Source organism: Pseudomonas sp. NFR16 (assembly GCF_900108875.1).
GTDB lineage: Bacteria > Pseudomonadota > Gammaproteobacteria > Pseudomonadales > Pseudomonadaceae > Aquipseudomonas.
In genome coordinates this window covers 1,584,858-1,596,906 of record NZ_FNYJ01000001.1, presented here as the reverse complement: position 1 = coordinate 1,596,906, position 12,049 = coordinate 1,584,858, and the positions used below count along the sequence as shown (strand labels likewise).

Here is a 12,049-nt window from a genome sequence, read left to right as displayed (position 1 = left end):
TCGGGAGCGGGTCTTGAACTAGGGAGCCCCGTTGCGGCGGAAGGTTCAGCCAGCCGATGACCGGGTCGCGCCCGAAGGCTCGCTCCAGCTGGCCGGTGCTGCTACGGTATGGGCGTTTTCGACGACCTGCTTTCAAGGACCTTCATGCCCTCCGCACCGATCCGCATCACCGCCGAACAGACCCTCTCTGACAACTGGGCCGTGCTGAAAAAGTACAGCTTCGACCTCAAACGCCGGGACGGCAGCTGGCAGCCGCAGACACGTGAGGTCTACGACCGCGGCAATGGCGCGACCATCCTGCTGTACAACCTGGCCCGGCGCACGGTGGTCCTGACGCGGCAGTTCCGCCTGCCGGCGTACGTCAACGAACACGAGGGCTACCTGATCGAGGCGGCGGCCGGCCTGCTGGACAACGCCAGTCCCGAGGAGCGGATCCGTCTGGAAGCAGAAGAGGAAACCGGTTACGCGGTCCGTTCCGTCAAGAAAATCTTCGACGCGTTCATGAGCCCCGGATCGGTCACAGAGCGGATTCACTTCTTCATCGGCGAATACCAGCCCCACGACCGGGTCAGTGACGGCGGCGGTCTTCAGGAAGAGGGCGAGGACATCGAGGTGCTCGAGCTGGGCTTCGACCAGGCCATCGCGATGGTCGACAGCGGCGAAATTGCCGACGGCAAGACCATCATGCTCCTGCAGTACCTGGAGCTGCGATTGATGCGCTGAATGCCGGTCGTAGCGAGCGCTGACTGAGGGCCTGCAGGAGCAGAGTCCTACGCTCAGCAGCGCTCGCGTCCCCCCGCGCTGAGACGACTGTATCGACATCGACACATTTTTTTGACCGCAAAAAATCCCGCCGTCCGCTGAGTGGGCCGCATCGTGGCGGCAATGGCCATCCCCGCGCGAGCTTCTAATTCCGGGCGTTCCGGCCGTTCTGCCACTGTTTCGCCGCCATCTTGGCCGCCTCTCCGCGACAATTCCCATATATCCAAAGTTTCACTAATCGGTAAAATTTCTTACATTGCAATGAGAATCGTTTGCGTTATTCTTCGCGTTCCTTTGTAACCAGGGATGTCGAACAAGATGGATTTTCGTCCTGCAATGAGCCGGCCTGCCAAGCTGCGAGGTGCCTGTGCCGCAGAGGCCTGCGCATCGGTCGATCCTCGTCTGGATGCGTTGATGGGGACCTATCACACCCATCGCGAAGGGCTGATGCGGCTGGCTGCGAAATTCCTCGGCTGTCGCGCCCGCGCGGAAGACGTGGTTCAGGACGCCTTCGTGAAGATGCTCGAAAGCGACCTGGCCTCCACCGAGCCTTCGCGGTACATGTACCGGGTGGTGCGCAACCTGGCGATCGACCGCCTGCGTCGCCAGCGCCTGGAGCGTTACCACGGAAGCGAAAGCGAGCTGGAAGAGCAGCCGCGCTTCGAGGTCTCCCCCGAGCGCGTGCTGGCCGGACGCGAATCGCTCACCCAGCTGGTCGGTGCGCTCAACGAGCTGCCCAAGCGTATGCGCATTGTCTTCAACCTCAGCCAGATTCAGGGCTACACCCAGCGTGACGTCGCCAAGGTCATCGGCACTTCGCCCACGATGGTCAATTTCCTCCTGCGCGACACCCTGTCCCACTGCCGAGCGCGCGTGGGCGAGATCTAGGTCTCGTTGAATCGACTGCACTTGTTTCTGCCTTAATTGCCCGGAGTCATCCATGAAATTAATTCGTCTGGTCTTCCAGCAATACCGCTGGCCGCTCGCGATGGTGCTGCTGCTGAGCATCAGCAGCGGCCTGTTGAGCGTAGGCGTCATTGCCTTCGTCAATCAACGCATGATCAGCACCCATGACGGTCTGGGCACCGCGTTGTGGCAGTTCGGCCTGATGCTCGTGTTGCTCCTGGCGCTGGCCTCGGGCGCTTCGCTGTCGCTGACCGCGCTGGGCCATCGCTTCGTTTACGGGCTGCGCCGGGTGATGGTCAAACGTCTGCTGGACACTAACATCGAGCGCATCGAATCCATCGGTGGCGCGAAGATTTTCGCCAGCCTGTCCAGCGACATCCGCGCCGTGACCATGGCGTTCGTGCAGCTGCCGGACCTCATCTACGGCACCGTCCTGAGCGTGGCCGCGTTCAGCTACCTGGCCTGGCTGTCGCCTTCGCTGTTCATCACCACGTTGTGCTGGATGGCTTTCACGCTGGGCGTCGGCTGGCTGCTGGTCGGCAAGCTCAACGCGCACATCCGCGCCCTGCGCGAATCGGAGGACAAGCTCTATCAGAGCTATCAGGCGGTGATCGATGGCCGCAAGGAACTGACCCTCAATCGCGACCGCGCCCGGCGTCTGTACGAAGAAACCTTCGACACCGCGGCCCTGCGTTATCGCGAGCATTTCACCCTGGCCGACCGTTATCACGGGCTTGCCAGCAACTGGGCGAACATCATGGTGCTGGGCACGATCGGTCTGGCGTTCTACCTGGCCAACGGCCTGGGCTGGGCGCCCACCGAGGTGGCGGCGACGTATGCGTTGACCGTGCTGTTCATGCGCACGCCGCTGGTGCTGGCGGTGGCAGCGATTCCCGCGCAGATCTCCGGCCGCGTGGCGCTGGACAAGGTCGAATCGCTGGCGCTCGCCGAGCATCACGACAGTTTTGAAGTCGCGCCCAGTCACATCGTCGGCAACTGGCAGACGCTGGAGCTGCGCGACGTCGAGTACCACTACCCGGCGCAGGGCGATGAGCCGGGGTTCGATGTCGGCCCGGTCAGTCTGACCCTGCACCGTGGCGAAACCGTTTTCCTGATGGGCGGCAACGGCAGCGGAAAATCCAGTCTGGCGCGTCTGCTCAGTGGGTTGTATCGACCGTCGGCGGGTTCGATTCTGATCGACGGGAAGGTGATTGCCTCAGGCGACTGGCTCGCGTACCGGCATTTGTTCGCCAGCGTCTTCACTGACTTCCATCTGTTTTCCCAGCTGCTGGGCGCCGACGGCCAGGATGCCGACGCGGTGCAGGTCGAGCACTGGCTGGACCAGCTGCACATGAAGCACAAGGTGCAGATCGGCGCCGGTCATCTGCTCGACACGCGCTTCTCGCAAGGGCAGCGCAAGCGTCTCGCGCTGCTGCTGGCGCTGCTGGAAAAACGCGACATTCTGCTGCTCGACGAATGGGCCGCAGATCAGGATCCGTTGTTTCGCCGCTTCTTCTATCGCGAGCTTCTGCCGATTTTCAAGCAGGCGGGTGTCACCGTATTCGCCATCAGCCACGACGATCAGTACTTCGACCTGGCGGACCGTCTGGTGAAGATGGAGTCCGGCCAGCTCAGCGAATTGCAGGGCGATCGCCGCGACAACGCCAGCCGCGATGCGGTGGAAGAAATCGGCGGCGCCTATCGCCTGGAAAATGTAAGCACTTTGTAAATTTTTCATCCGCAGAGACTAAACAGCCGGAAGGCTCAGGCGTCTTTGTAATGATAATCAGTCTTACTCATTCTCGATGCGTGTGAGCCGCTACTGGCGCCGGCAATTGTCGTGGCTGCCTTGCCGGAACCGATCGCGCATCGCTCCTTACGAGAGGGAAGCATGGAACTCGTCTACGACTACATCGGCATCGGTTTCGGCCCGTCGAACCTGGCGCTGGCTATCGCCACCCAGGAGCATGCACTGCGCAACGGTCTGGCGCCCCAGGTGTGTTTCCTCGAAAAAAAGCCAGCGTTCAACTGGCACGAAGGCATGCTCATCGACGGCTCCACCATGCAGATTTCCTTCCTCAAGGACCTGGTCACCTTACGCAATCCGGCGAGCCGCTTTACCTTCGTCAATTACCTCAAGGAGCGCGGCCGTCTGCAGGATTTCATCAATCTCAAGACCTTCTTCCCCACGCGTGAGGAGTACACCGATTACCTCGGCTGGGCGGCGTCGCATTTCGGCGAACAGGCCCATTACGGTGAGGAAGTGATGTCGGTCGAACCGCACTTTCACGACGGCCGTTTCGTGGCCGTGGACGTGCTGTCGCGGGGCCCGAGCGGCAATGTCTCGCGCCGCCGCGCGCGCAATCTGGTGTTCGGTATCGGCGGCGTTCCGCAGGCGCCGGCAGCGTTCGATGGCCTGGATGATCCGCGTGTCCTGCACTCGGCCGGGTATCGCGGCGGTATCGAGAAACTGTTGACCAATCGCCCCGGTCCGGTGCGCGTGGCGGTGGTCGGCGGCGGTCAGAGCGCCGCGGAAATCTTCGAGGACCTGGCCACCCGCTTCGATAACGTCGAGGCCTCGCTGATCATCCGCGGCAGCGCGTTGAAGCCCTCGGATGACAGCCCGTTCGTCAACCAGATCTTCAATCCGTCGTTCACCGACACCATTTTCAACCACAGCGAAGAGCGTCGCGGTGCGTTGTTCAACGAGTTCCGCAACACCAACTATTCGGTGGTCGACACCGACCTGATCGAGACCATTTTCCAGCGCATGTATCAGCAGAAAGTGCGTGGTGAGCAGCGTCACCGGTTGCTGACCAATCGCGAAGTGGCGCACGCCGAAGTGGGCGCCGGCGGCATCGAGTTGTTCCTGCGCGACGCGCCCCATGACCAGACGCACAGCGAGTCGTTCGACGTCGTGGTGCTGGCCACCGGGTACCGACGCGACTATCACCTGGAGCTGCTGGCCGGTCTGCAGGATTACGTGCAAGGCGCCAGCGTCGACCGTCACTACCGCCTGCCACTGCGTCCGGGCAGCGAGGCGGGGATCTTCCTGCAGGGTTGCTGCGAGGAAAGTCACGGCCTGAGCGACACGCTGCTGTCGGTACTGGCGGTGCGCTCTCAGGAAGTGGTCGAGTCGATCTTCGCCGATTGCGAGCAGCCCTGTTCGAGCCGACCGGCGCAGACCGAGCGGGTGGCGCTGAAGCTGGCGCGCTGAGTCGGCGCGCCACGTCAGAGCCGTCATGACGGTGGCCGTCCAGGCCACCGAATTCCTTTTCACAACGTTGCGGGCCAGGCCGTCGGGCCGTCCGTGGGTTGAGCCTTGCCGAAACAAATAGGTGAAAGAATGAAATCCATACGAGATCAGGCCGCGCATTTTCCCGAACTGGCGGGCCTTTATGCGCAGAGCCAGCCGGACCGGATTGCCCTTCGTCACATCGTCCACGAGGACCAGGAACCGTTGCTGACCAGCTACGCGCAGCTGGATACGCAGGCGCGCTCGATTGCGGGATTGTTGCAGCACCACCTGGGAACCCGTGGCGGCGAGCGATGTGTGCTCATGCTTCCGACCGGTGCGGATTACGCAGCGGCGTTTCTCGGTTGCCTGTATGCCAATGTCATCGCGGTGCCGGCATTCGCGCCGGAGTACAACCGCCAGACGCATCTGGACCGCCTGACCGGCATCCTTCACGACGCGGCGCCGGGCATGGTGCTGGGCCGTCGCGAGGATCTGGATAAATTTCAGCACTCGCTGCAGCCCTTCATGCCGGCCAGCGGGCGATTCGTCGCCATCGAAGAGGTGCACGGCTGGCAGGGCCGATTTCAGCCATCGCTGATCGACACGTCGTCGCTGGCGTTCCTGCAGTACACCTCGGGTTCGACCAGTGCGCCGAAGGGCGTGATGGTCTCCCACGACAACCTCATGGCCAACGAACTGGCGATGGCACGGCACTTCGTCACCGACGCCTCGACAGAAAGCTGGGTCAGCTGGCTGCCGCTGTATCACGACATGGGCCTGATGTGCGGGCTTCTTTTGCCGCTGTACTACGGCGGTACGCTGACCCTGATGTCGCCGAACTACTTCCTCGGCCGTCCGGCGCGCTGGCTCGAAGCAATGAGCCGGTACCACGGCACCTTCTCCGGCGGCCCGGATTTCGCTTACCGCCTGTGTGTGGAGCGCATCAAGCCAGCGGCGGTCAAGCATCTCGATCTGCAAGACTGGAGCCTGGCGTTTTCCGGTTCCGAGCCGATCCGCATCGCGACCCTGGACGCCTTCAGCGAGCACTTTGCCCCGGCCGGTTTCGATCGCCGCGCCTTGACGCCCAGCTACGGTCTGGCCGAGGCAACGCTGTATGTCAGCGCCGCAGAACGTGAGGTGCCGTTCGGCATCAGGCACTTCGATGGCAGCCAGTTGGCGGCAGGAGACGCTGACGAAGCGCTGTTCGCCCGGCAGCGTTCCACCAGTCGCTTGCCCGGCTGTGGCTGGTGCCGCCCGGATCACGACCTGCGCATTGTCGATCCCGCGACTCAGCGGGTTCTGCCCACCGGACAGGTCGGCGAAGTGTGGATCGCAGGCCCCAGCGTCGCTCAGGGTTACTGGCAGAACGCCGAAGCCACCGCCGCCACCTTCGTGCAGGCGGACGGCAAGCGCTGGCTGCGCAGCGGCGATCTGGCGATCGCCAGTGAAGGCGAGCTGTTCATCACTGGCCGCCTGAAGGACCTGATCATTCTCAACGGCCAGAACCTTTACCCGCAGGATATCGAGCAGGCGCTGGAGAGGAGCGTGGAATTGCTGCGCCGTGGCCGCATTGCGGCGTTCCCGGTGACCGACGGGCAGGGCGCCGAAGGGGTGGGCCTGGCGCTGGAAATCAGCCGCAACGTGCGCCGTCTGATGAAGCCGCAGATGATTTGCGAAACGGTATGCGACGCGGTCTCCGAGCTGTTTCTGGTGGCGCCGAAAGTCATCCTCCTGCTGGAGCCCGGCGCCTTGCCGCGCACCACCAGCGGCAAGCTGCAGCGCGCCGCCTGCCGCAGCGGTTGGCAGGACGGCAGCCTCGACAGTTTCTCGATCTGGCAGGACGGGCGTCTGCTCGATGCGCCGATTGAAGAGGGCACCGGCGAGGCGACGCCGCTGTTGCCGCAGGTGGTTGCGGCGTGGGCCGAAGTGCTCGGCAAACAGGGCCTGGGCGCCGACGATCATTTCTTCGCCCGTGGCGGTGACTCGGTGAGCGTGGTGCAGGTGCTGTCGCGCCTGAACGCCGAACTGGGCCTGAAACTTGCGCCTGCTCACCTGTTCGAGCACCCGACGCTGGGCGCCTTCAGTGCCCATGTCGCCAGCCAGACGCGCAGCCCTGAACGCCCGCAGGCCGTGGCGCGGATTTCCCGTGAGACGCCTGCGGAGCAGTCCTTCGCGCAGCAGCGTCTGTGGTTCCTTGCCCAGCTGGAACCCGACAGCAGCGCCTATCACCTGTGTGGCCAGTTGAGTCTGAGCGGCGCCATCGATGACATTGCCCTGCAGCGCAGCCTCGACGACCTGGTCGCCCGGCATGAAAGCCTGCGCACCACCTTCGCCATCGATGCCGATGAGCGCCTGGTGCAGCACGTTCACGCGGCGCAGCCGGTGACCGTCGAGCGCCATGACCTGAGCCTGCACGCGCAACCGCTCGAAGCCTTGGGCGAACTGGCCAGGGCCGCCGTCGAGCAGCCCATGGACCTGCAGACCGGGCCGTTGTGGCGGGTGATCAACGTGCGTCTGGCGTCGGACCGGCAGCAACTGGTGCTGGTGTTGCACCACATCATTTCGGATGGCTGGTCGGTGCAGGTCCTCCTCAAGGACTTCGCCGCGCTGTACAGCGCCTACGCCGAGGACCGAACTCCGGCACTGACGCCGCTGCCGATTCAGTACGCGGATTTTGCCGCCTGGCAACGTGAGCGCCTGGCGGGGGGCGAAGGCCAGCGTCAACTCGACTATTGGCGTGAGCGCCTGGGCGACACCCATCCGGTGCTGACCCTGCCGAGCGACCGTCCCCGTCCGGCGCAGCAAAGCCATCGCGGCGCGCGTTACGCCCTCGCGTTCGATGCTGCGTTGAGTCAGGGCCTGCGCGAGCTGGCGGCGAGCCACGGCGCCACCTTGTTCATGGTCATGCTCGCGGCCTACAAGACCCTGTTGCATCGCTACAGCAGCCAGACCGATCTGCGCGTTGGTGTGCCGGTCGCCGGACGCACCTGCACCGAGGCCGAGGGGCTGATCGGACTGTTCGTCAACACGCTGGTGCTGCGCACGGACGTCTCTGCGCAGCAGCCCTTCAGTATGCTGATCGAGGCGGTCAAGGACGCGGCGCTGGGCGCGCAGAATCATCAGGACCTGCCGTTCGAGCAACTCGTCGAAGCCTTGGGCGTGACGCGAGATCTCAGCCACAACCCGCTGTGTCAGGTGAAGTTCACTCAGCAGTTCCCGCTGCCGCAGAACCTGGAAATGGCCGGCATGCGCATGGACGTCAATCAGTTGGATGACTTCTCGGCGCACTTCGATCTGGGGCTGGACATCACTGACACCGCCGAAGGCATACAGGCGGTATTCACGTACGCCTGCGACCTGTTCGATGAGCCTCGCATTGCAGGTTTCGCCGCCGATCTGCTGCGCATCTGCGCGCAGGTGGTGGCTCAGCCACAGCGTCGTCTGGGCGACTTGCAGGTGGCGGCCGTGCCGTCGCGCCTGGAGGCCGAAACGCAGGCGTTTCCCAGCAACGACGTATTGACGCTGTGGGACGCCAGTGTCCGCTCGCAGCCCGGCCATCCGGCGCTGCGCAGCGATGCACACAGCGTGGATTTCCAGACCGTAGAGGCCGACGCCAATCGACTGGCTCAGTACCTGCGCTCGGTCGGTGTCGGTCCCGAAAGCCGCGTCGGCGTGGTGCTGGAGCGCTCGATAGAGTTCGTCGTCGGTCTGCTGGCGATCCTCAAGACTGGCGCGGCCTATGTGCCGATGGACCCGAAATGGCCGGCAGAACGTCAGGCCTTCGTGCTGGCCGACAGCGATGCGCGCGGGTTGCTCAGTGATGACCCGGCGCCTGGCGGTTTCACCGGCGAAGTCATCGGCATGGACGCCCACGCTGCATGGCGTTCACTGCCTGCTGCAGCGCTGAATGGCCGTCTGCATCCCGAGCAGGCCGCGTACCTGATCTACACCTCCGGCACCAGTGGCACGCCAAAAGGCGTGGTCATCAGCCACGCTGCACTGGCCGATTACGTTCAGGGCCTGCTCAAACGTCTGGACCTGTCACCTGAGGCGAGCATGGCGATGGTCTCCACGGTCGGTGCCGATCTGGGCCATACCGTGTTGTTCGGCGCGCTGTGTTCGGCGCGCACGCTGCACCTGATCAGCCCTGAACGCACCAACGACGCCGACCGTTTCGCCGCTTACATGGCCGAGCACTCGGTGGGCGTGCTGAAGATCGTGCCGACGCACCTGAGCGGTCTGCTGCAGGCCGCGAATGCCGCCGACGTTCTGCCCGAACAGGCTCTGATTCTCGGCGGCGATGCGTTGCCCTGGGCGCTGGTGTCGCAGGTCCAACGCCTGAAACCGGGCTGCCGCGTGATCAACCATTACGGCCCGACTGAGACCACGGTCGGCGTGCTGAGCAATGAACTGACGCACGCCGGTGGCGCTGCGCAAACCGCGCCGATTGGCCGCCCGCTGCCGAATGCGCTGTCGCTGATCCTCAACGATCAGCTGGAGCCAGTGGTGCAGGGCGACATCGGCGAGCTGTACATCGGCGGACCGGGTCTGGCTCGCGGCTATCACGACCGACCCGGCATGACGGCAGCGGTGTTCATTCCCGATCCAGGTGGCTCGGGCCGTCGTCTCTACCGCAGCGGTGATCGCGCGCGCCTGCTGCCCGACGGGCAGATCGAGTTCCTCGGTCGCGCCGACGATCAGGTCAAGGTTCGTGGCTACCGTGTGGCACTGGGTGAAATTGCCCAGCGCCTGCGCCAGCTGGATGGCGTGCGTGATGCGCACGTGCGGGTCGACGATCGCGGCCAGTTGATCGCCTATGCGTTGACCGAGAAGGCGGCACACACCGACGGCGACAGCCTGCGGGCGCGCCTCGCGGAGCACCTGCCCGATTACATGCTGCCCAGCCATGTGCTGACGCTGGAGACTTTCCCGCTGACGGCCAACGGCAAGCTCGATCACCACGCATTGCCGATGCCGAACGTGACGTCGCCGACTTTCGAAGCCCCCCACGATGGCGTCGAGGCGACCCTCGCTGCGCTCTGGGAAAAGGCCCTGAACGTCGAGTCCGTAGGCCGTCACGACAACTTCTTTACCTTGGGCGGCGACTCGATTCTCAGCCTGCAGATCATCGCCCGGGCTCGCCGTCAGGGGATTCGCCTGACACCCAAACAGCTCTTCGAAAAGCAGACCATCGCCGAGCTGGCGCAGGTGGCGGTGCTGGCCGATGCCAAGCCTGTCGCAGCCGTACCCGCGCCAGCGGTTGCCCCTCGGGATTTCGCCCTGACGCCGATTCAGGCACGTTTCTTCAGCCTGCCGATGGCCCAGCGCTCGCACTGGAACCAGTCACTGCTGCTGAACCTGCCGCAAGCGCTGGACGTGACGGTGCTGGGGCAAGCACTGGCGCTGTTGCTGGTGCAGCACGACAGCCTGCGCCTGAGCTTCCATCAGAGCGACGACGGGCAGTGGCTGCAGCGCTATCGCGACAGCGAAACCGTCGACCGCGTGCTCTGGACCTGTGAGCTGAGCCGTGAAGAAGACCTTGCCTCACTGAGCGACGAAGCCCAGCGCAGCCTGAACATCAAGATCGGTCCGCTGGTGCGCGTGATTCATGCCAGACTGCCGTCAGGCGAGGGACGTCTGCTGCTGGCGATTCATCACCTGGCCGTTGATGGCGTGTCGTGGCGCGTGCTGCTGGAAGACCTGCAACACGCTTACAGCCATCTGGCCGCCGGACGTGGCGCCGCGCTGGCGGAGAAGACCGCAAGCTTTCAGGGCTGGTCAAACGCCCTCCACGCATGGGCCCGCAGCCCGGAGCTGGCTGCTCAATTGCCGTACTGGCAAGCGCTGGACGCCGCCGAAGCCTGCCTGCCAGGCGACACCTCGATTGAAAGCCGGGTCGGCGACGGTCAGACCGTCGACCTGACATTGAGCGCGGACGACACCCGGCGCCTGCTCAGTGAAGCCCCGGCGGCGTATCGCACACGCATCGACGACCTGCTGCTGGCGGCGCTGTCTCAGGCGCTGCAGCAATGGACCGGTCGCCGTCGTCACCTCATCACTCTCGAAGGTCATGGCCGCGAAGATGCCAGCGGCGCGCTGGACCTGAGCCGCAGTGTCGGCTGGTTCACCAGCCTGTATCCGGTGGCGTTGCAAGCCGGTGATAACGTGGTCGCCACGCTCAAGTCGGTCAAAGAGGCCGTGCGTGCCGTGCCCGACAAAGGCCTGGGTTATGGCGTGCTCAAATACCTGGCGGGTGCCGACTTGCCTGAACTCACAGGGCAGGGCGTGACCTTCAACTATCTGGGTCGTTTCGACGACGCCGAAGGGTCGCGGTTTGCACGAGCGGAGCAGACACCCGGCCATCTGCGCGACCCGCAAGGGCCATTGGCCAACGCGCTGGCGGTGGACGGTCAGGTCCGCGACGGCCAGTTGCAGCTTCACTGGACGTTCAGCCATGCGCGTTTCAGTCGCGACACCATCGAGCATCTGGTGGCGCTGTACCGCGAGCAATTGTCGCTGCTCATCGCCCACTGCAGCGATGAGCGCCACGGCGGCGTGACGCCGTCGGACTTCCCGCTGGCAGGGCTCACTCAAGGCCAGCTCGATGCGCTGGCAATTGCTGCGCGGGACATCGAAGACATCCTGCCGCTGGCGCCGATGCAGCAGGGGATCCTGTTGCACAGCCTGCTGGAACAGGGCAACGGCATCTATCTGATGCAGGACCAGTACGCCGTCGGCAGCCATGTGGATTTCGATGCATTCAAGTTCGCCTGGCAGCAAGTGGTGCAGCGTCATCCGGCCCTGCGCACGGCGTTCCATGGCCTGGAAAGTGGCGTGCAGCGTCAGGTGGTGATGCGTCGCGTGCCGTCGGTGGCGCAACTGATCGACCTCAGTCATTTGCCTCGCGCGGCTGCCGAAGCGGAGCTGGACGGATTGCTCGCCGCCGAGCGTGAGCAGGGCTTCGATTTCGCCCGGGCGCCGTTGCTGCGCCTGCGTCTGGTGAAGTTCGGCGAGGCGGATTTCCGCATCGTGCAAAGCCATCACCACGCGCTGATCGACGCCTGGTGCCGCGGCCTGATGCTCACTGAGTTCTTCGCCCATTACCGCGCGTTCCTCGACGATCGCCAGGTCAGCCTCCCGGCG

General features: G+C 64.2%; 5 protein-coding genes (1 of these 5 running past the window's edge). All 5 read left to right on the top strand.

From position 1 onward, the window contains the following. Window positions 1–144 precede the first annotated feature (144 nt). Window positions 145–723, top strand: coding sequence for an NUDIX hydrolase (locus BMZ10_RS07145; RefSeq protein ID WP_093460126.1), 579 nt, complete (start codon window positions 145–147; stop codon window positions 721–723). Window positions 724–1,080: 357 nt separating this feature from the next. Next, entirely contained in the window at window positions 1,081–1,650 is a 570-nt protein-coding gene (locus tag BMZ10_RS07140) for a sigma-70 family RNA polymerase sigma factor (RefSeq protein ID WP_177182058.1), read from the top strand. A 52-nt stretch (window positions 1,651–1,702) separates the two neighbouring features. Next, entirely contained in the window at window positions 1,703–3,397 is a 1,695-nt protein-coding gene (locus BMZ10_RS07135) for a multidrug ABC transporter permease/ATP-binding protein (RefSeq protein WP_093459286.1), read from the top strand. A 162-nt stretch (window positions 3,398–3,559) separates the two neighbouring features. Continuing rightward, window positions 3,560–4,885 carry a lysine N(6)-hydroxylase/L-ornithine N(5)-oxygenase family protein gene (locus tag BMZ10_RS07130; RefSeq protein WP_093459285.1) on the top strand — a complete coding sequence of 442 codons (1,326 nt, stop codon included), beginning with the start codon at window positions 3,560–3,562 and terminating at the stop codon, window positions 4,883–4,885. A gap of 129 nt (window positions 4,886–5,014) precedes the next feature. Further along, window positions 5,015–12,049, top strand: partial view of a non-ribosomal peptide synthetase gene (locus tag BMZ10_RS07125; RefSeq protein WP_256214393.1) — the 5' portion only. 2,706 nt of this gene lie beyond the right edge of the window; the window shows 7,035 of its 9,741 coding nt (coding positions 1–7,035); the start codon lies at window positions 5,015–5,017; its stop codon lies off the right edge, out of view.

What these genes read in the sequence shown, in the direction of transcription:
- BMZ10_RS07145 (WP_093460126.1), top strand. Translation starts at nt 145, where the DNA reads ATGCCCTCCGCACCGATCCGCATCACCGCCGAACAGACCCTCTCTGAC.
- BMZ10_RS07140 (WP_177182058.1), top strand. Translation starts at nt 1,081, where the DNA reads ATGGATTTTCGTCCTGCAATGAGCCGGCCTGCCAAGCTGCGAGGTGCC.
- BMZ10_RS07135 (WP_093459286.1), top strand. Translation starts at nt 1,703, where the DNA reads ATGAAATTAATTCGTCTGGTCTTCCAGCAATACCGCTGGCCGCTCGCG.
- BMZ10_RS07130 (WP_093459285.1), top strand. Translation starts at nt 3,560, where the DNA reads ATGGAACTCGTCTACGACTACATCGGCATCGGTTTCGGCCCGTCGAAC.